The sequence below is a fragment of the Streptomyces sp. NPDC044063 genome (assembly GCF_056434285.1).
Window position 1 is genome coordinate 24,767 of record NZ_JBWKFM010000022.1, and the last position, 19,066, is coordinate 43,832.

11 protein-coding genes and 1 pseudogene are annotated in these 19,066 nt (G+C 72.8%); 6 read left to right on the forward strand and 6 right to left on the reverse strand.

The features are described 5' to 3' along the window. Positions 1-223: 223 nt before the first annotated feature. Positions 224-865 (forward strand): superoxide dismutase, encoded by a 642-nt coding sequence (locus tag AC07BS_RS24565; protein ID WP_478641663.1) that lies wholly within the window; start codon positions 224-226, stop codon positions 863-865. Between the two features lie 136 nt (positions 866-1,001). On the opposite strand, the gene AC07BS_RS24570 is transcribed toward AC07BS_RS24565, so the two are convergent. Both AC07BS_RS24570 and AC07BS_RS24575 read right to left on the reverse strand, forming a co-directional pair. Continuing rightward, positions 1,002-1,628 (reverse strand): hypothetical protein, encoded by a 627-nt coding sequence (locus AC07BS_RS24570; RefSeq protein ID WP_478641665.1) that lies wholly within the window; start codon positions 1,626-1,628, stop codon positions 1,002-1,004. Between the two features lie 269 nt (positions 1,629-1,897). Beyond that, complete coding sequence (locus tag AC07BS_RS24575) at positions 1,898-2,533, reverse strand: DsbA family oxidoreductase (RefSeq protein WP_478641667.1); 636 nt, start codon at positions 2,531-2,533, stop codon at positions 1,898-1,900. A gap of 125 nt (positions 2,534-2,658) precedes the next feature. Between AC07BS_RS24575 and pepN (AC07BS_RS24580) the strand changes: the two genes are divergently transcribed. Together pepN (AC07BS_RS24580) and AC07BS_RS24585 are read left to right on the forward strand one after the other, a co-directional pair. Continuing rightward, complete coding sequence (gene pepN / locus AC07BS_RS24580; protein ID WP_478641669.1) at positions 2,659-5,259, forward strand: aminopeptidase N; 2,601 nt, start codon at positions 2,659-2,661, stop codon at positions 5,257-5,259. A gap of 126 nt (positions 5,260-5,385) precedes the next feature. Then, positions 5,386-6,432, forward strand: a complete 1,047-nt coding sequence (locus tag AC07BS_RS24585) for a hypothetical protein (RefSeq protein ID WP_478641670.1) — start codon at positions 5,386-5,388, stop codon at positions 6,430-6,432. A gap of 19 nt (positions 6,433-6,451) precedes the next feature. Here AC07BS_RS24585 and AC07BS_RS24590 read toward each other — a convergent pair whose 3' ends face one another. Next, positions 6,452-8,191, reverse strand: a complete 1,740-nt coding sequence (locus AC07BS_RS24590; RefSeq protein ID WP_478934498.1) for a TIGR03767 family metallophosphoesterase — start codon at positions 8,189-8,191, stop codon at positions 6,452-6,454. A 517-nt stretch (positions 8,192-8,708) separates the two neighbouring features. Between AC07BS_RS24590 and AC07BS_RS24595 the strand changes: the two are divergent. The 3 genes and pseudogenes from AC07BS_RS24595 to pepN (AC07BS_RS24605) form a co-directional block, all read left to right on the forward strand. Continuing rightward, positions 8,709-11,375, forward strand: a pseudogene (locus AC07BS_RS24595) (S8 family serine peptidase); the annotation flags it as partial. Between the two features lie 198 nt (positions 11,376-11,573). Then, positions 11,574-12,602: an aspartate-semialdehyde dehydrogenase gene (locus AC07BS_RS24600; protein WP_478641674.1), complete on the forward strand. Its 1,029-nt coding sequence runs from the start codon at positions 11,574-11,576 to the stop codon at positions 12,600-12,602. Positions 12,603-12,751: 149 nt separating this feature from the next. Then, entirely contained in the window at positions 12,752-15,322 is a 2,571-nt protein-coding gene (gene pepN, locus AC07BS_RS24605) for an aminopeptidase N (protein ID WP_478934500.1), read from the forward strand. Positions 15,323-15,388: 66 nt separating this feature from the next. Here the strand turns inward: pepN (AC07BS_RS24605) and AC07BS_RS24610 are convergent, their stop codons facing one another. From AC07BS_RS24610 to malQ, 3 genes are all read right to left on the reverse strand, one after another. Further along, the gene (locus AC07BS_RS24610) at positions 15,389-16,351 is read right to left on the reverse strand and encodes an acyl-ACP desaturase (protein ID WP_478641677.1); all 963 of its coding nucleotides are present in this window, start codon (positions 16,349-16,351) and stop codon (positions 15,389-15,391) included. Positions 16,352-16,531: 180 nt separating this feature from the next. After that, on the reverse strand, positions 16,532-16,810 hold the full coding sequence (locus tag AC07BS_RS24615; protein WP_478641678.1) for a hypothetical protein: 279 nt from the start codon (positions 16,808-16,810) through the stop codon (positions 16,532-16,534). A 47-nt stretch (positions 16,811-16,857) separates the two neighbouring features. Further along, positions 16,858-18,936: a 4-alpha-glucanotransferase gene (gene malQ / locus AC07BS_RS24620; RefSeq protein WP_478641680.1), complete on the reverse strand. Its 2,079-nt coding sequence runs from the start codon at positions 18,934-18,936 to the stop codon at positions 16,858-16,860. Between the last annotated feature and the right edge of the window lie 130 nt (positions 18,937-19,066).

Sequence of the window (19,066 nt, forward strand, 5' to 3'; positions counted from 1 at the left end):
CGTCTCCCTCTGTCGGGGGGGGCCCGGGTTGTGGACTCTCGAGCACCCCCCCCCCCCCCCCCCCCCCCCCCCCCCCCCCCGGGCCCGGGGGCCCCCCCCCCCCCCCCCCCCCCCCCCGCCTCCGTCTTTGGTCGGAAGCCGGACCCCATTACCGGTTCTGACGCTTACTTACTGATAGCTTCTACCTGCAAGTTCGTTGCAATAAGCAGTCGGAGGGCTCGGCATGGCCATCTACACACTTCCTGAACTTCCCTATGACTACTCGGCGCTGGCCCCGGTCATCAGCCCCGAGATCATCGAGCTGCACCACGACAAGCACCACGCGGCGTACGTCAAGGGCGCGAACGACACCCTCGAGCAGCTCGCCGAGGCCCGCGACAAGGACCAGTGGGGCTCGATCAACGGCCTGGAGAAGAACCTGGCCTTCCACCTCTCCGGTCACATCCTGCACAGCATCTACTGGCAGAACATGACCGGCGACGGCGGCGGCGAGCCGCTGGACAAGGACGGCGTGGGCGCGCTCGCCGACGCCATCGCCGAGTCCTTCGGCTCCTTCGCCAAGTTCAAGGCGCAGCTGACCAAGGCCTCCGCCACCACCCAGGGCTCCGGCTGGGGCGTGCTCGCCTACGAGCCGATCAGCGGCCGCCTGATCGTCGAGCAGGTCTACGACCACCAGGGCAACGTGGGCCAGGGCTCGGTCCCGATCCTGGTCTTCGACGCCTGGGAGCACGCCTTCTACCTCCAGTACAAGAACCAGAAGGTCGACTTCATCGACGCCATGTGGGCCGTCGTCAACTGGCAGGACGTCAACGCGCGCTACCTCGCCGCGAAGGAGAAGGGCAGCGCCATCATCCTGGCGCCCTGATCCCTCCCGGGACCGCCCGCTCGTGATCGTCTTCTCACCCTTCACGTGACGGGCACGGAAAGGCCCCCGCGCGGTCGCGTCGCGCGGGGGCCTTCTCCATCATGCCGCGCCGGACCCGGGCGGCCGGGCGCGGCCCTCAGGCGTGCCCGAACGCCTCTCCGGTCACCGGGAACTCCCGGGCGAGCCCCGTCTCGTGCAGCCGGGCGAACGGGGTGAACGGCACCCCCAGCTCCGACTTGCCCCGGTCGAAGTTCCACGCCTTGTGCACCGCGAAGCGGTAGTCGACGACGGTGGCCCCGTCCCCGGACACCCGGACCGTGCCGGTCAGCCGGAACTCCACGCAGCGCAGGGCCAGCCACCAGTCGCGGCTGACCCGCCGCGTGATCAGTACGTCGCGCCACCCGCTGTCGGCGGGGTACGCGGCGGCGGCCCGGGAGCCGGTGCGCCACCGTGCCAGGGCCTCCGCCCGCCACCGGTCCAGCTGCGCGTCGGCCGCCGCCCGTACCGCGGGCAGGGCCAGCAGGGCCTCGGCGTCCACCCGGTAGGGGGAACCGGTGCCCCGCAGGTAGTGCCGCAGCACCCCGGCCGCGCGGCGCAGCCCCAGCAGGGACCACAGCCCGCGCAGGACGTGGCAGCCGGCCAGCGTCAGCAGGTCGTAGGGGCGTAGGGGCAGCTCCGCGTGGCCGGCGTTGTCGCTGGGCGGCTCCGCCTCGGCCCAGCCGCCGTCACGGCCCAGCGGCCGGGGGAGGTCGACCTGGTCCATACCGGGACATTAAGGGAACCGGCTCCCGGTCGCCCGCTGAACGGGCCGTGTCCGGCGATCCGGCACCACGGCCGCTCACGCTCAGTCGAAGATCGGACCCTGCGTCCGCGTGCGCTTACCGCGCCCCCCGGGGGACAACCCCCGAACCCCCGGCCCGACCGGGCCGGTCGCCGTATCAGTCGAAGATCGGACCCTGCGTCCGCGTGCGCTTACCGCGCCCCCCGGGGGACAACCCCCGGACCCCCGGCCGGACCGGGCCGGTCGCCGTATCAGTCGAAGATCGGACCCTGCGTCCGCGTGCGCTTGATCTCGTAGAACCCCGGCGTCGAGGCCACCAGCAGCGTGCCGTCCCACAGCCGGGCCGCCGCCTCGCCCTTCGGGGCGGGGGTCACGACCGGGCCGAAGAAGGCGACCTCCGCGCCGTCCGGGCCGGGCACGGCGATGACCGGGGTGCCGACGTCCTCGCCGACCTTGTCGATGCCCTCCTTGTGGGAGACGCGCAGGTCGGCGTCGAAGGCGTCGGTCCCGGCGGCGTCCGCCAGGCGGGCCGGGAGGCCGGCCTCCTCCAGCGCGGCGACCAGCGTCTCGCGGCTGTGCGGCAGGCCCTGGAGGTGGAAGCGGGTGCCGAGCGCCGTGTAGAGGCGGCCGAGCACCTCGTCGCCGAACTCCTTCGCCGCCGCGACGCACACCCGCACCGAGCGCCAGGCGTCGCCGGCCAGGAACTCGCGGTACTGCTCCGGCAGCTCGTCGAGCTTGTTCTCGTTGAGCACGGCCAGGCTCATGACGTGCCAGCGCACGTCGACCGGGCGCACCTTCTCGACCTCCAGCATCCAGCGGGAGGTCATCCAGGCCCAGGGGCAGGCGGGGTCGAACCAGAAGTCGGCGGTCACTCTCTCCGCGGTCACGCGATCTCCTCTGACGGGCTCGGAACGAGCAGGACGGTCAGCGATTCAACAAGCACACACCGTGCCATGATTCCTGGTGTTCGAAATACGTGACGAAGTCGACCCGACAGCGAGGGAGCCGCGACGTGCCCGGTGAGAACCTGACCCGCGAGGAGGCCCACGAGCGGGCCCGGCTGCTGACCGTGGACGCCTACGACGTGGCGCTCGATCTGCGGTCCGCGCAGGGCCCGGGCCTGGAGCAGCGCGTCTTCCGCTCGGTGACCACGATCCGCTTCCGCTGCGCCGAGCCGGGCGCGGCGACCTTCGCCGACCTGGTGGCGCCCGCCGTGAAGGCGGTCACCCTCAACGGGCGCGCCCTGGACCCGGCGGCCGTCTTCGACGGCTCGCGGATCGCCCTGGCCGGCCTCGCCGCCGAGAACGTCCTCGTCGTCGACGCGCGGTGCGCGTACAGCCGCACCGGCGAGGGCATGCACCGCTTCGTCGACCCCGAGGACGGCGAGGTCTACCTCTACACCCAGTACGAGCCCGCCGACGCCCGCCGCGTCTTCGCGAACTTCGAGCAGCCCGACCTCAAGGCGCCCTTCACCTTCTCGGTGACCGCGCCCGCCGACTGGACCGTGCTGAGCAACGGCGAGCGCGACGGCGAGCCCGAGCCCGTCGACGCCACCTCGGCCACCTGGCGCTTCGTGCCGACCCGGCCGATCTCCACGTACATCACGGCGGTCGTCGCCGGCCCGTACCACGTCGTCCGCGATCACTACAGCCGCTCCCTCGGCGACGGGACCGTCCTGGAGATCCCGCTGGCCGCGCTCTGCCGCAAGGGGCTGGCGCCGCACTTCGACGCCGACGACATCTTCACGGTCACCAAGCAGGGCCTGGACTTCTTCCACGAGCACTTCGACTACCCGTACCCGTTCGGCAAGTACGACCAGGCGTTCGTGCCGGAGTACAACATCGGGGCCATGGAGAACCCGGGCTGTGTGACCTTCCGGGAGGAGTTCGTCTTCCGCGGCAAGGTGACGCGGTCGGCCTACGAGCGGCGGGCCAACGTCATCCTCCACGAGATGGCGCACATGTGGTTCGGCGACCTGGTGACCATGGAGTGGTGGGACGACCTGTGGCTCAAGGAGTCGTTCGCCGACTTCATGGGCGCCTTCTCCCAGGTGGAGGCCACCCGCTTCACCAACGGCTGGATCACCTTCGCCAACAACCGCAAGGCCTGGGCCTACCGGGCCGACCAGCTGCCCTCCACCCACCCCGTCACGGCGGACATCCACGACCTGGAGGACGCCAAGCTCAACTTCGACGGCATCACCTACGCCAAGGGCGCCTCCGTCCTCAAGCAGCTCGTCGCCTACGCCGGCCGCGACGCCTTCCTGGAGGGCGCCCGCCGCTACTTCAAGCGCCACGCCTACGGCAACACCCGGCTGACCGACCTCCTGGACGTGCTGGAGGAGACCTCGGGCCGGGACATGGCCGCCTGGTCCCGCTCCTGGCTCCAGACCGCGGGCGTCAACTCCCTCACCCCGCAGGTCACCTACGACGCGGCCGGCCGGGTCACCGAGCTGGCCGTCCTCCAGGAGGCCGCGCCCTCGCACCCCGGGCTGCGCCCCCACCGGGTGGCCGTCGGCCTCTACCGCCGGCGGGAGGCGGGCGGCCCGCTGGAGCGCTACGCCCGCGCCGAGCTGGACGTCGCCGGGCCGCGTACGGTGGTCGGGGAGCTGGCCGGGGCCGAGCGCCCCGAGCTGATCCTGGTCAACGACGAGGACCTCACCTACTGCAAGATCCGCTTCGACGAGGGCTCGCTGGCCACCCTGCGCGAGCGGCTCGGCGACGTGACCGACCCGCTGGCCCGCGCCCTGTGCTGGTCCGCCCTGTGGAACCTGACCCGCGACGGGCTGCTGCCCGCCCGCGACTACCTCGGCCTGGTGGAGCGCTTCGCGGGCGCCGAGACCGACATCGGCGTGCTCCAGATGGTGCACTCCTGGGCCACCTCCGCCCTCGCCTTCTACGCGGCCCCGGCGGCGCGGGAGGAGGCGGGCCGGCTGCTCGCCGAGGGCGCGCTGCGCGAGCTGCGGCTGGCCGAGCCGGGCAGCGACCACCAGCTGGCCTGGACGCGCTTCTTCGCCCAGCTCGCGACCACCGCGGCGGACCTCCAGCTGCTCGGCGGGCTGCTGGACGGCACCGCCCGGATCGACGGCCTGGACGTCGACCAGGAGCTGCGCTGGACGCTGCTGGGCACGCTGGCCGAGCGGGGCGCGGCCGGCGAGCCGGAGATCGACGCCGAACTGGCCCGCGACAACACCGCCTCCGGCCGCCGGCACCAGGTCCGCTGCCTGGCGGCGCGCCCGTCCGCCGAGGTCAAGGCCGAGGCGTGGGCGGCGGTCGTGGAGTCCGACACCCTCTCCAACGCCCTGGTCGAGGCCACCCTCACCGGCTGGGCGCGGCCCGGGCAGCGGGAGCTGCTGGCCCCCTTCGCGCCGCGCTACTTCGAGATGATCGAGCGGCTCTGGCGGGAGCGGTCCATCGAGATCGCCATGGCGGTCGTGCGCGGTTTCTTCCCGGCGCTCCAGGACGACGCGGCGACGCTGGAGGCGGCCGACGCCTGGCTCGGCAAGCACGCCGACGCGGCCCCCGCGCTGCGCCGGCTGGTGCTGGAGGCCCGGGACGACCTGGCGCGGGCGCTGCGCGCCCAGGAGTGCGACGCTGGGGCCGCGAACCGCTAGGACGCGACTCCTCACACGCCTTCACCGGACCTCCAAAACCATTGCAGAACAGCGGGGTTGTCCGGAAATCCCGACGGGTACGTAACAGCGGTTAGGGGGTGGGCCGGAAGCGGGAATGGCCGGGTCATGAACTCCGACACCCCCCTCTCCCCCCGCCCCCTCCACCACCTCTCGGACGTCCGGCACCGTGTCATGACCGCCCGTCAGCTGCGGGAGCACGGCGTGACCGGTGCCGAGGCGGGTGAGCGCTGCCGCGCCGGCGGCCCCTGGCGGCGGCTGCTGCCCGGCGTCTACCTCCTCCACACGGGGCCCGCCACCAGCGAGGAGCGGCTGCACGCCGCGCTGATGTACACCCTGCCGCGCGCCCAGGTGCCCCGCCAGCCGGGCCCGGACGCCGCCCGGGAGCCGGAGCCGGGCCCGTACGGGCAGGCGATGGTCACGGGCGCGGCCGCGCTGGCCCTCCACCGCTTCACGTCCGTGCCCTCGCTGCTGTCCCTGGAGCACATCGACGTGCTGGTGCCGCGCACCCGGCGGCTGCGGTCGACCGGTTTCGCGCGGATCGTACGGGCCCAGGCGCTGCCCCGCGCGACGCTGCTCACCGGGGTGCCGGTGGCCCCCGTGGCGCGGGCGGTGGCGGACGCCGTGGAGCGGCTCACGGACGAGGGCGAGGTGCGGCGGCTGCTGACGGAGGCCGTGCGCGGCGGGCACTGCGAGGCGTCCGCGCTGGTGCGGGAGCTGACCCGGGCCCGGCTGGTGAACCGGCCGCAGGTGACGGAGACGCTGGACGCGCTGCTGACCGAGAGCCGCTCGGCGGCGGAGGACCGGCTCTACGCCATGGTGCGCGAGCAGGCCCTGCCGGCCCCGCTGTGGAACGTGGACCTGCGGCTGCCGGGCGGGCCCTGCCTGGGCCGGGTGGACGCGTACTGGCCCGACCACGCCGTGGCGCTGGAGCTCGACACCCGGCCGGCGCGTGGCGGCGAGGACCCGCTGTGGTCCGAACACTCCCGCAGGCGGGAGCACTTGGAACGGCTCGGCGTGTCGGTGGTGCGGGTGACGCCCCGTCGGCTGCGGGAGGAGGACGGCCTGGCGGAGCAGGCCGCGGTCGTGCGCACCGCGCTGGTGGCGTCGGCCGACCGCGAACCCGCCGCGTACCTCGTCGTGCTGCCCCGGTGAGGGGCCCTCGCATTGGGCGTCAGCGCCGGGGGAGCAGCAGTTCGGTGTTGCGGTCGGTGGGCGATCCGGCGAGGGAGGTGTCCGAGCCGGGGGCGTTGAAGGCCAGCTCGCGGTAGAGGGCCGCGAGCCCGGTCTGGGACAGGTCGTGGAAGTCGGTGCGGTAGGGCGCGGCCGACTCGATGAGGGTGGTGAACAGGGAGATCGTGCCGTCCTTGTTGTCGGTGATCTCGATGACGCGGGCGAGCTGCGGGTAGTCGACGTGCGAGGCCGTGGCGATCTCCCAGAAGCCGCCGCGGGGGCGGATGCGGTTGCGGTGGCTGTGGCCGTTGACCCAGGCCAGGACGTTCTTGTGGCGGCCGAGCAGGGCGAGCACCTCGTCGCCGTTGTGCCGCTTCTCGCCCGGACGGGCCGGGTCGGGCGTGGTGTTGGTCATGCTCCAGCTCGGGTGGTGGCTGAAGACGACGGCGTACTCGTCCCGGTGCTCCCTCAGGGTCCGGTCGAGCCAGTCGAACTGCGCGGTGCCCAGGGAGCCCTGGTAGTGGCCGCCGGGGTCGGTGGAGTCGAGGCTGATGCCGATGACGCGGTCGGAGACGCGGAAGGTGTAGTAGAGGGTGCCGGCGTCGAGGTTGGCGCGGGTGTAGCCGTGGCCGACGGGCCCGCGGCCGGTGTGGCGCGGGTCGAGGTGGGCGGCGACGTACTGGCGCGCGGTGAGCGGGACGCGGCGGGGGTCGGCGGTGACGGTGCGCATGTCCTTCCGGTGGGCCCTGAGCATGGCCTCGATGCGCTTGCCCTTGGGGTCGGCGCCGTTGACCTCGCCCTCCATCAGGTACTTGGCCTCGGCGGGCGGGATGTTCTGGAGCTTCCTGGCGCCGACGGCGACGTCGGCGATGAAGCTGCCGGCGGCCGGGTAGCAGCCGCCGGAGAGCCCGTCGTGGTTGCCGAAGGTGGAGTACCAGGGGATGTTCAGACCGGGGCTGGTCACCCTGCGGCAGGCGGCGTCGAGGTAGCCCTGGATCCTGGGGTAGCCGACGGCCTTGTCCTGGTCGCGCAGGGCGGAGTCGGGGTGCCAGTAGAGCTTGAGGCCGCTGTTCTGCACGCCCTCGTAGTGGCGGGGGTCACCGGTGTTGGGGTCCATGCGGCCGCCGCTGAGGGCGGTGAGGAACCACTCGACCTCGATCTTGGCGTTCTCGTCGCCGTTGTCGCCGGTGGTGATCATGAAGCCGAGGGGCTTCCCGGTGGCGGGTCCGCGGCGCAGCCGGTTGACGCGCTCGACGAGGGAGACCACGCCGGGCAGGGTCAGCGCCTCGTGCGGCCGCCAGGCGCCGGCGTCGCCGGAGCGGAAGAACTCGTAGCGCAGCGGGTGCTGTACATCCGTCAGGTGGAGGTCGGTGAACTGCACGAAGCTGGCGAGCGCGGTGCGGCGGTCCTCGCGGCCGGTGTGCCCCTCGGCCAGGTCGGCGCGCACCACCCGGGGCCAGCCGGGTCCCTCGGCCAGGCGCCGGTAGCCGCCGCTGCCGCGCGGGGCGGCGACGGAGACCAGGGTGGTGCCCGCGGCGGTGGGCGCGGCCTCGGCCGCCGTGGAGGCGGTCGCCGCGGGCGCGCCCGGCGCCGGGTCGGGCGTGGGGTCGCCGGGCGTGGCGACGGCGTCGGTGACGGCGGCCAGACCCAGGCCGGCGGCCGTGGTGACGGCGCCCGCCGCCGCGAGGAAGGAGCGGCGGTCGAACTGCGGCTCTGCGGTTCTGCGGGATCTGCGGTGCATGGCGGTCTCCCCGAGTGCGAACGCGAAGGCAGGCGGTCGTGCGGGCAAGCTGCGGGCCCGGTCAGTCAGGATCGTTGGCAGCGCGAATGACCTGGGCGTGAACATGACCGCAACGGTCGCCGCCGATCACCTCACATGGATCTTGGCTAGTGCGAACTGACATACACCACTCGTCCCCTGGAGCACTGACGCTCACTCAGCGTTCACCCGGCAGGGGAACTCTGGCGCCGGTCATCCGGCAGCGCGTTGGTCCGTTTGTCGTACTGCCGCTGAGCTGCGGGAATGCCCCCTGACCGCTTCACGGCCTCCGTCCCGCTTCATCCCGCGTGGCGCCTGGCGGGTTTACGCCATCCTTATATTCCCTCCCTGACAACTCTCCCCAAACCCGCGTCACTTCCACCAAAGTGATCGCTCACCAGGGCTCCGCATTCCGGACGCCCGGTTCGACGTGCCCATCGCTGTGCACGCGCCGTTCATCTCGGTTCCTCCTTCCCATCACTTCCAGTCAGGGATGCTCATGACCACCACCCCCGACCCCCGGAACGCGCCGCCGGGCGCGCGAGCGGCCCGAATAGCCGTCGCGGCCTCGCTCGTGGCAGCACTCACCGCGGCGGGCGCCGCCCCCGCGCTCGCCGACGACCCGGCGCAGGGCCCCGGACCGGCCAACTCGTCCTCGGACAAGCTGGGTTCGCAGGACGCGGCGCTGCTGGCGAAGGCCAAGGCGGACGGCGACAAGACCGTCACCATGATGATCGCCACCCGGCCCGGCGCGACCGGTCAGGTCGCCGGGAAGCTGGACGCGATCAAGGGCGCCTCGGTGGGCCAGGCCTACGACAAGCTCGGCTACGTCCGCGTGACCGTGCCCACGGGCAAGGCCGACGCCGCCATCGACGCGGCGAAGGAACTCGACGCCGTGCACGGCATCGACCTCAAGCAGGAGATCCGGCTCCCCGACCCGACCCCGGGCGCCGACACCGCGCAGCGCGCGCCGAAGCTCGCCAAGGGCCGTACGTACCCAGCCCCGGGGAAGAACACCCCGGCGAAGAACCCCTACCAGCCGGCCTTCGAGACCGGCGCCGTGGAGTTCACCGAGGACCACCCCAAGGCCGACGGCCGGGGCGTGACCATCGGCGTCCTGGACTCCGGCGTGGACCTCGCGCACCCCGCCCTGCAGAAGACCACCACGGGCGAGCGCAAGATCGTCGACTGGGTGACCGCCACCGACCCGCTCGCGGACCAGGACGGCACCTGGCTGCCGATGACGTCCGACGTCTCCGGGCCGAGCTTCTCCTTCAACGGCCGCACCTACACCGCGCCCGGCACCGGCTCCTACCAGGTCGCGCTGTTCCGCGAGAGCGAGACCGCCGGCGGCGACATGAAGGGCGACCTCAACCGGGACGGCGACACCTCCGACTCCTGGGCCGTCCTCTACGACAAGGCCAGGGGCACCGTCCGGGTCGACCTCGACGACGACGGGAACTTCGGGAACGACGCCGACATGAAGCCGTACAAGGACGGCTACCAGGTCGGGTACTTCGGCAAGGACAACCCCGACACCCCCGTCGCCGAGCGCATCCCCTTCGTCGTGCAGATCCGCAAGGACGTGCCGATGGACCCCAAGGGCGGCGAGTGGGTCGGCAAGAAGGCCGACTTCGTCAACATCGGTGTCATCGAGTCCGAGCACGGCACCCATGTCGCGGGCATCACCGCCGCCAACGGCCTGTTCGGCGGGCGGATGAACGGCGCGGCCCCCGGCGCGAAGATCGTCTCCTCCCGGGCCTGCACCTGGACCGGCGGCTGCACCAACGTCGCGCTCACCGAGGGCATGATCGACCTCGTGGTCAACCGCGGCGTCGACATCGTCAACATGTCGATCGGCGGCCTCCCGGCGCTCAACGACGGCAACAACGCCCGCTCCGAGCTCTACACCCGCCTCATCGACACCTACGGCGTCCAGCTGGTGATCTCCGCGGGCAACAGCGGCCCCGGTCTGAACACCATCGGCGACCCGGCCCTGGCCGACAAGGTCATCAGCGTCGGCGCCTCCGTCTCCAAGGAGACCTGGGCCGCCAACTACGGCTCCGAGGTCACCACCAAGTACGCGATGATGCCCTTCTCCTCCCGCGGCCCGCGCGAGGACGGCGGCTTCACCCCGACGCTCACCGCGCCGGGCGCGTCCGTCAACACCATCCCGACCTGGCAGCCGGGCGCCCCGGTCGCCGAGGCGGGCTACGAGCTCCCGCCGGGCTACGGCATGCTGCAGGGCACCTCGATGGCCTCCCCGCAGGCCACCGGCGCGACGGCGCTGCTGATCTCGGCCGCCAAGCAGAAGCGGATGAAGCTCACCCCGGCCGACCTGCGGACCGCGCTGACCAGCACCGCCAAGAAGATCAAGGGTGCCCAGGCGTACGAGCAGGGCTCCGGCCTGATCGACGTCGTCGAGGCCTGGGAGGCGCTGCGCGACGGCGCCACCGCCCACGACTACACCGTCTCGGCCCCCGTCTCGACGGCCCTGTCCTCCCGGCTGAAGACCCCCGGCCGCGGCACGGGCCTCTACGACCGCGAGGGCGGCCTCAAGGCCGGCGAGAGCCGTACCTACGACGTGACGATCACCCGCACGTCCGGCCCGGACAAGCCCGTCAAGCACGAGCTGGAGTGGCGCAACAACGACGGCACCTTCTCGCTGGTCGGTGACGACGAGGTGAAGCTGCCGCTGAACAAGCCGGTCACCGTCAAGGTCCGCGCCAAGGCCCGCAAGGCCGGCATCCACAGCGCGATCCTCGCCGTCGACGACCACCGCACCGAGGGCATCGACAAGCAGGTCATGACCACGGCGATCGTGGCCGAGCCGCTCTCGGAGAACGTCTTCAAGGCCTCCGCCAAGGCCACCCGCAACGCCACGACCTCGTACTTCGTGACGATCCCGGAGGGCACCACGTCGCTGGACGTGGCCATGGGCGGGCTGGCCGAGGGCAGCCAGACCCGGTTCATCGCGATCAGCCCGTACGGCGTCCCGGTGGACAAGACCTCCACGATCAACTGCTACCCGAACTACCCCAACCCGGACAACACCTGCCGCCCGGACCAGCGGTCGTACAAGAACCCGGTCCCCGGCGTCTGGGAATTCGAGGTCGAGTCCCGTCGCACCTCCCCGCTGCTGGAGAACCCCTACACCCTGACGGTCACCGCGAACCGCGCCACGAAGCCGTAGCGCGCTCCTGACCACGCCCACGGACCGGGGCGGGCCCATCGGGGGCCCGTCCCGGTCCGTGGGATTTCGATTGGACTTTTGGACCGGGGTGGACCGCATGATGGAACCGTTCAGCCGGGCACGCCGTCCCCGGCAGTGACAGTTGCGGTGTACAGGAACCAGGGAGCACTCGTGAGGGTCGGAATCGTCGGAGCCACCGGTCAGGTCGGCGGAGTCATGCGCAGGATCCTCGCCGAGCGGGACTTCCCGGTGAGCGAGCTGCGCCTGTTCGCCTCGGCGCGCTCCGCCGGTTCCACGCTGCCGTGGCAGGACACGGAGATCACCGTCGAGGACGCGGCCACCGCCGACTACACCGGCCTGGACATCGTGCTCTTCTCCGCCGGCGGCGCCACCTCCCGCGCGCTGGCCGAGAAGGTCGCCAAGCAGGGCCCCGTCGTGATCGACAACTCCTCCGCCTGGCGCCGCGACCCCGAGGTGCCCCTGGTGGTCGCCGAGGTCAACCCGCACGCCGTGGCGCAGCGCCCCAAGGGCATCATCGCCAACCCGAACTGCACCACCATGGCCGCCATGCCGGTGCTCCGCCCGCTGCACGCCGAGGCCGGCCTGGTCTCCCTGGTCGCCACCACCTACCAGGCCGTCTCCGGCTCCGGCCTGGCCGGCGTCGCCGAGCTGGACGGCCAGGTGCGCAAGGTCGCCGACCGCGCCGGCGAGCTGGTCCACGACGGCGAGGCCGTGGAGTTCCCGGAGCCCGGCGTCTACAAGCGCCCCATCGCCTTCAACGTGCTGCCGCTGGCCGGCGCCATCGTCGAGGACGGCAGCTTCGAGACCGACGAGGAGCAGAAGCTCCGCCACGAGTCCCGCAAGATCCTCGAGATCCCGGACCTCAAGGTCTCCGGCACCTGCGTCCGCGTCCCGGTCTTCACCGGCCACTCCCTCCAGGTCAACGCCCGCTTCGAGCGCCCGGTCGGCGTCGAGCGCGCCTACGAGCTGCTGAAGGACGCGCCGGGCGTCGAGCTCTCCGAGATCCCCACCCCGCTCCAGGCCGCCGGCAAGGACGCCTCCTACGTGGGCCGCATCCGCGTCGACGAGACCGTCGAGCACGGCCTCGCGCTGTTCATCTCCAACGACAACCTCCGCAAGGGCGCCGCGCTCAACGCCGTCCAGATCGCCGAGCTGGTCGCCGCCGAGCTCCGCGGCTGACGCCGGACACACGCGGGACGAAGGGGCGGGCCGTGACGGCCCGCCCCTTCGTTCATCCGCCGACAGCGTACGGACCGCGACGCCACGGCCACGGCGTGGAAGGATGGCCGGGAACGTCGTGATGCGCGTGATGTGAAGGAGATGCCCTGGTGCCCGGAACGAATCTGACCCGCGAGGAAGCGCAGCAGCGGGCCCGGCTGCTGACCGTGGACGCCTACGAGATCGACCTCGACCTCTCCGGCGCGCAGGAGGGCGGCACCTTCCGGTCCGTCACCACGGTGCGCTTCGACGCCGCCGAGGCGGGCGATTCCTTCATCGACCTGGTGGCCCCGGCGGTGCGCGAGGTCGTGCTCAACGGCACCGCGCTGGACGCGGCCGAGGCCTTCCGGGACAGCCGGATCGCGCTGCCGGGCCTGGTGGCCGGGCGCAACGAGCTGACGGTCGTCGCGGACTGCGCCTACACCAACACCGGCGAGGGCCTCCACCGCTTCGTGGACCCGGTGGACCAGCAGGCGTACCTCTACACCCAGTTCGAGGTGCCGGACGCCCGCCGCGTCTTCGCCTCCTTCGAGCAGCCGGACCTGAAGGCGACCTTCCGGTTCACCGTGAAGGCCCCCGAGGGCTGGACCGTCATCTCGAACTCGCCCACCCCCGAGCGCCCCGCCGACAACGTCTGGCGCTTCGAGCCCACCCCGCGCATCTCCACGTACATCACCGCGCTGATCGCCGGCCCGTACCACTCGGTGCACAGCAGCTACGAGAAGGACGGGCAGAGCGTCCCGCTGGGCATCTACTGCCGCCCCTCGCTCGCCGAGTTCCTCGACGCCGACGCGATCTTCGAGGTCACGCGGCAGGGCTTCGACTGGTTCCAGGAGAAGTTCGACTACGCCTACCCCTTCGCCAAGTACGACCAGCTCTTCGTTCCCGAGTTCAACGCCGGCGCGATGGAGAACGCGGGCGCGGTCACCATCCGCGACCAGTACGTCTTCCGCTCGAAGGTCACGGACGCCGCGTACGAGGTGCGCGCCGAGACGATCCTCCACGAGCTGGCCCACATGTGGTTCGGCGACCTGGTCACCATGGAGTGGTGGAACGACCTGTGGCTGAACGAGTCGTTCGCCACCTACACCTCCATCGCCTGCCAGGCCTACGCGCCCGGCAGCAAGTGGCCGCACGCCTGGACCACGTTCGCCAACTCCATGAAGACGTGGGCGTACCGCCAGGACCAGCTGCCGTCCACCCACCCGATCATGGCCGAGATCCGCGACCTCGACGACGTGCTCGTCAACTTCGACGGCATCACCTACGCCAAGGGCGCCTCGGTCCTCAAGCAGCTCGTCGCCTACGTCGGCATGGACGCCTTCTTCCAGGGCGTGCAGGCCTACTTCAAGACCCACGCCTACGGCAACACCCGGCTGTCCGACCTGCTGGGCGCGCTGGAGAAGACCTCCGGGCGCGACCTCGGCGCCTGGTCGCGGAAGTGGCTGGAGACGGCCGGCATCAACATCCTGCGCCCGGAGATCACCACCGACGCCGAGGGCGTCATCACGTCCTTCGCCGTCCGCCAGGAGGCCCCCGCCCTGCCCGCCGGCGCCACCGGCGAGCCGACCCTGCGGCCGCACCGCATCGCGATCGGCCTCTACGAGCTCGACGGCGGCGCCCTGGTCCGCACCGACCGGATCGAGCTCGACGTCGACGGCGAGCTGACCGAGGTGCCGCAGCTCGTCGGCCGGGCCCGCCCCGCCGTGGTGCTGCTCAACGACGACGACCTGTCGTACGCCAAGGTGCGCCTGGACGCCGAGTCCCTGGCCACCGTCACCCAGCACCTGGGCGACTTCGCCGAGTCCCTCCCCCGCGCCCTGTCCTGGGCCTCCGCCTGGGACATGACCCGCGACGGCGAGATGGCCACCCGCGACTACCTGGACCTGGTGCTCTCCGGCATCGCCAAGGAGTCCGACATCGGCGTGGTGCAGTCGCTCCAGCGCCAGGTGAAGACGGCCCTGGAGGTCTACGCGGCCCCGACCTGGCGCGAGACGGGCCTGGCCACGTGGACCGAGGCCGCCCTCGGGCACCTGCGCGCCGCGGAGCCCGGCAGCGACCACCAGCTCGCCTGGGCCCGCGCCTTCGCCGCCACCGCCCGCACCGACGAGCAGCTGGACCTGCTGGCCGGCCTGCTGGACGGCAGCGAGAGCATCGAGGGCCTCGTCGTCGACACCGAGCTGCGCTGGGACCTGCTGGGCCGGCTGGCCGCGACGGGTCGCGCGGACGACGCGGCCATCGAGGCCGAGCTGGAGCGCGACCGCACCTCGGCGGGCGAGGAGCACGCCGCCTGGGCCCGGGCCGCCCGCCCGACCGCCGAGGCCAAGGCCGCCGCCTGGGCCTCGGTCATCGAGTCCGGCCTGCTGCCCAACGCCGTCCAGGAGTCGGTCATCAGCGGCTTCCAGCAGCCCGACCAGCGCGAGCTGATCGCCCCCTACGCCGAGAAGTACTTCGCGGTGGTCAAGGACATCTGGGAGAAGCGCAGCCACGAGATCGCCCAGCAGATCGCGGTGGGCCTCTACCCGTCGCTCCAGATCTCGCAGGCCACGCTGGACGCGACGGACGCGTGGCTGGCCTCGGCGGAGCCGAACGCCGCGCTGCGGCGGCTGGTGACGGAGTCCCGTGCCGGGATCGAGCGCGCGCTCAAGGCGCAGGCCGCGGACGCCGCCGCCACGGCGTAATCCGCGCTGACGCGCGTCGTCCTCGAACGCCGGACGGGCCGCCCCAGCCCGTCCGGCGTTCGTGTTCTACGCCTGACGAGCCGCCCGGCGCGCCAGCAGTGCCGCGCGGCGCTCGTCGAACTTGCGGGCCTGGGTGTCCAGGTCCTCCATGAACAGGCCCAGCTCCTCCTGCGCCTGCAGGCCCTCCGGGCCCAGCCCGTCGATCTCCAGGACCTTCAGGAAGCGCAGCACCGGCTGGAGCACGTCGTCGTGGTGGATCCGCTGGTTGTAGATCCCGCCGATCGCGATCGTGGCGGCCGCCCGCTCGAAGCCGGGGATGCCGTGGCCGGGCATCCGGAAGCCGGTGACGACGTCCCGGACGGCGCTCATGGTCTGGTCGGGCGCCAGCTCGAAGGCCTTCCCCAGCAGGTTGCGGTAGAAGACCATGTGGAGGTTCTCGTCGGTGGCGATGCGCGCGAGCATCCGGTCGCAGACGGGGTCGCCCGAGTGGTGGCCGGTGTTGCGGTGCGAGATGCGGGTCGCCAGCTCCTGGAAGGCGACGTAGGCGACCGAGTGCAGCATGCTGTGCCGGTTGTCGGACTCGAAGCCCTCGGACATGTGCCGCATCCGGAAGCGCTCCAGCTCGACCGGGTCGACGGCGCGCGAGGTGAGCAGGTAGTCGCGCATCACGATGCCGTGCCGGCCCTCCTCCGCCGTCCAGCGGTGCACCCAGGTGCCCCAGGCGCCGTCCCGGCCGAAGAGCGAGGCGATCTCGTGGTGGTAGCTGGGGAGGTTGTCCTCGGTCAGCAGGTTGACGACGAGGGCGGTGCGGCCGATCGCGGTGACCTTGGACTGCTCGGGGGCCCAGGCCTCGCCTCCCATGACGCCGTCGAAGTTCCGCCCGTCGCTCCACGGCACGTACTCGTGCGGCATCCATTCCTTGGCCACCTTCAGGTGGCGGTTCAGCTCGGTCTCGACGACCTCTTCCAGGGCGTACAGCAGCCGGGCGTCGCTCCACTGACCATCGCGGAGGGAGGGGGCTATGGTCACGGACGGCTCCTGCGGGGGGTGCGGGGGATGGTCTGACTTACGGCCCCGTAGGTTACGTCACCGTAAGTTAAAGGCGACATAAAGACTGATCCCCCGCGTCCGGGCAGCAAAAAGCCGGTCCCGCTCCGCCTGGGGCGGAGCCGGACCGGCCGGCAGCTCGTCTCGTCGGTGACGAGGGCGTCAGCGCGTGGGGCGCGGGTGGTGGGTGTTGGCGGCGTGGGTACGGGGGTTGTCCGAGCCCCGGGCCATGACCATGACCAGGCCCGCGATGACCAGGAAGAGGACGATCGGTGCGGCCACGTAGAGGCCGAGCGTGTCGATCGTGCTCAGGCCCGGGCCCGGGTCGTCACCGTCGTCGCGGGTGAGCGCGAACGCGGGGGACGACATCAGCAGCATCAGCATCGTGCCGGTGGCGATGGCACCGGCACGCACGGCGTTCTTGTTGACCTTATTGCTCACGGCCTCAACGTATCGGACAGCCGCCGGACCCGCGCGCCCGGGGTGGCCTATCGGCGCCCGCCCGCCCCGCCCCCGCGCCGGAGCTCGTCCATCAGGGCGTGCAACCGGGGCGAGGCCGCCAGCTCCTCCAGGGACAGCGGCCGCCCGGTGGCGTCGGCGACCGGCAGCCGCCAGTTCGGGTACTGGTCCCAGGTGCCCGGCAGGTTCTGCGGGCGGCGGTCCCCGACCGCGTCCGGCAGCCAGACGCCGACCAGGCGGGCCGGGGTGCGCAGCAGGAAGCGGTGCACCGCCTTGATCGCCGCCTCCTCGTCGCCCGGCCCCTCCGGCAGCAGGCCCAGCCGGCCGAAGAGCGCCAGCCACTCGGCCACCCCCATGGCGTCCTCGCGCTGCTCGACGGCCAGCGGCCGGGTCAGCAGCCCCAGGCGGTGCCGCAGCTCCACGTGGTCGCCGGTGAGCCGGGCCGCGGTGCTCGGCAGGTCGTGGGTGGTCGCGGTGGCCATGCAGCCGGAGCGCCAGCGCTCCGGCTCCAGCGGCGCGGGCCGGGCGGCCCCGCCCTCGTGGTCCCCGTAGTCGCGCTCGAACCAGAGCACCGACGTGCCCAGCACGCCGCGCTCGGCGAGCTCCTCGCGCACCCCGGGCTCGACCGTGCCCAGGTCCTCCCCGATGACGGCGGCGCCCGCGCGGTGCGCCTCCAGGGCCAGCACGCCGAGCATCGCCTCGGCGTCGTAGCGGACGTACGTCCCGTGCCGGGGCTCGTACCCCTGGGGGACCCACCACAGCCGGAACAGCCCCATCACATGGTCGACGCGCAAGGCCCCGGCGTGCCGGAGGAGGCCGCGCAGCAGCTCGCGGTAGGGGGCGTAGCCGGTGGCGGCCAGCGCGTCGGGGCGCCACGGCGGCAGGCCCCAGTCCTGGCCCCGGGCCGTGAAGGCGTCGGGGGGCGCGCCGACGGACATCCCGGCGGCGAAGGCGTCCTGCTGCGCCCAGGCGTCGGCGCCCGAGGGGTGGACGCCGACGGCGAGGTCGTGGACGAGGCCGACGCGCATCCCGGCGGCGCGGGCCGCGTGCTGGGCGGCGGCCAGCTGCTCGTCGGTGAGCCAGGCCAGCCAGCAGTGGAAGTCGACGCGCTCCAGCAGCTCGGACCGGGCGCGGGCGGTGCGCGGCGAGCGGGGGTCGCGCAGCCCGGCGGGCCAGGTGCGCCAGTCGGGGCCGTGGATCTCGGCCAGCGCGCACCAGGTGGAGTGGTCGTCGAGGGCCTGGCCCCGCTCGGCGAGGAAGTCGCAGTACGCGGCGCGGCGGCCGGGGCCCAGGGGGACGGCGCGCAGCAGCTCCAGGGCCCGGCGCTTGAGCTCCCAGACGGCGTCCCGGTCGATCAGCTCGCCGCGCCGCAGCACCCCTTCGCGCAGGTCGGCGGCGCGGACCAGGAGGGCGGCGGCCTCCTCGCGGGCGGGCCCGGCGAGGTGGGCGAACTCGGGGACCGCCTCGACGCGCAGATGGACGGGGTCGGGGAAGCGGCGGGAGGAGGGGCGGTAGGGCGAGGGGTCGGTGGGCGGTCCGGGGACGGCCGCGTGGAGGGGGTTGACCTGGACGAAGTCGGCGCCGAAGGAGCGGCCCGACCAGGCGGCGAGCTCGGCCAGGTCGGCGAGGTCGCCCATGCCCCAGGAGCGGGCGGACAGCAGGGAGTAGAGCTGGACGAGGAGGCCGTGGCCGCGCTCGGGCGGCTGGGGCAGCCGGTCCGGGGCGACGATCAGGCAGGCGCGGGCGGTGCGGCCGTCGGGGGTCCGGGCGCGCAGCACGTGGCCGCCGAGGGGCAGGGGGCCCGCGCCGTCCCAGTCGAGGGAGCGGCCGTCCTCGGTGTCGACGCGCAGCGTCGTGCCGGGCGGGAGCTCCGGCGGCCGCCGCTCACGGCCCCGGCGGAGGACGACGGAGGGCGGCAGCAGCCGGCCGCGCAGGGCCGCCTCGTGGGCCTCCAGGGCGTCGTGGACGGCCCTGGGTGTGGAGGCGTCGACGCCCAGGGCGGCGAGGACGGCGACGACGGTGTCCTCGGGGACCCGGGCGCCGTGACCGGGGGCGGGCTCGTAGGTGGTGGCGACACCGTGCAGTGCGGCAAGGCGCGCTCTGCCCATCGATACCTCCGCGGTCGCCCGGGCCGGTCGCCTGATGGCCTACCCATGGGGGGCGGCCGCCGACACCTCGCGTTCCCCGATGTCGGTTTGACGCCCCTTCGGGAGGCTTCGCTTTCGGTTCCGTCCGGGC

What these genes read in the sequence shown, in the direction of transcription:
- AC07BS_RS24565 (WP_478641663.1), top strand. Translation starts at nt 224, where the DNA reads ATGGCCATCTACACACTTCCTGAACTTCCCTATGACTACTCGGCGCTG.
- AC07BS_RS24570 (WP_478641665.1), bottom strand. Translation starts at nt 1,628, where the DNA reads ATGGACCAGGTCGACCTCCCCCGGCCGCTGGGCCGTGACGGCGGCTGG.
- AC07BS_RS24585 (WP_478641670.1), top strand. Translation starts at nt 5,386, where the DNA reads ATGAACTCCGACACCCCCCTCTCCCCCCGCCCCCTCCACCACCTCTCG.
- AC07BS_RS24590 (WP_478934498.1), bottom strand. Translation starts at nt 8,191, where the DNA reads ATGCACCGCAGATCCCGCAGAACCGCAGAGCCGCAGTTCGACCGCCGC.
- malQ (WP_478641680.1), bottom strand. Translation starts at nt 18,936, where the DNA reads ATGGGCAGAGCGCGCCTTGCCGCACTGCACGGTGTCGCCACCACCTAC.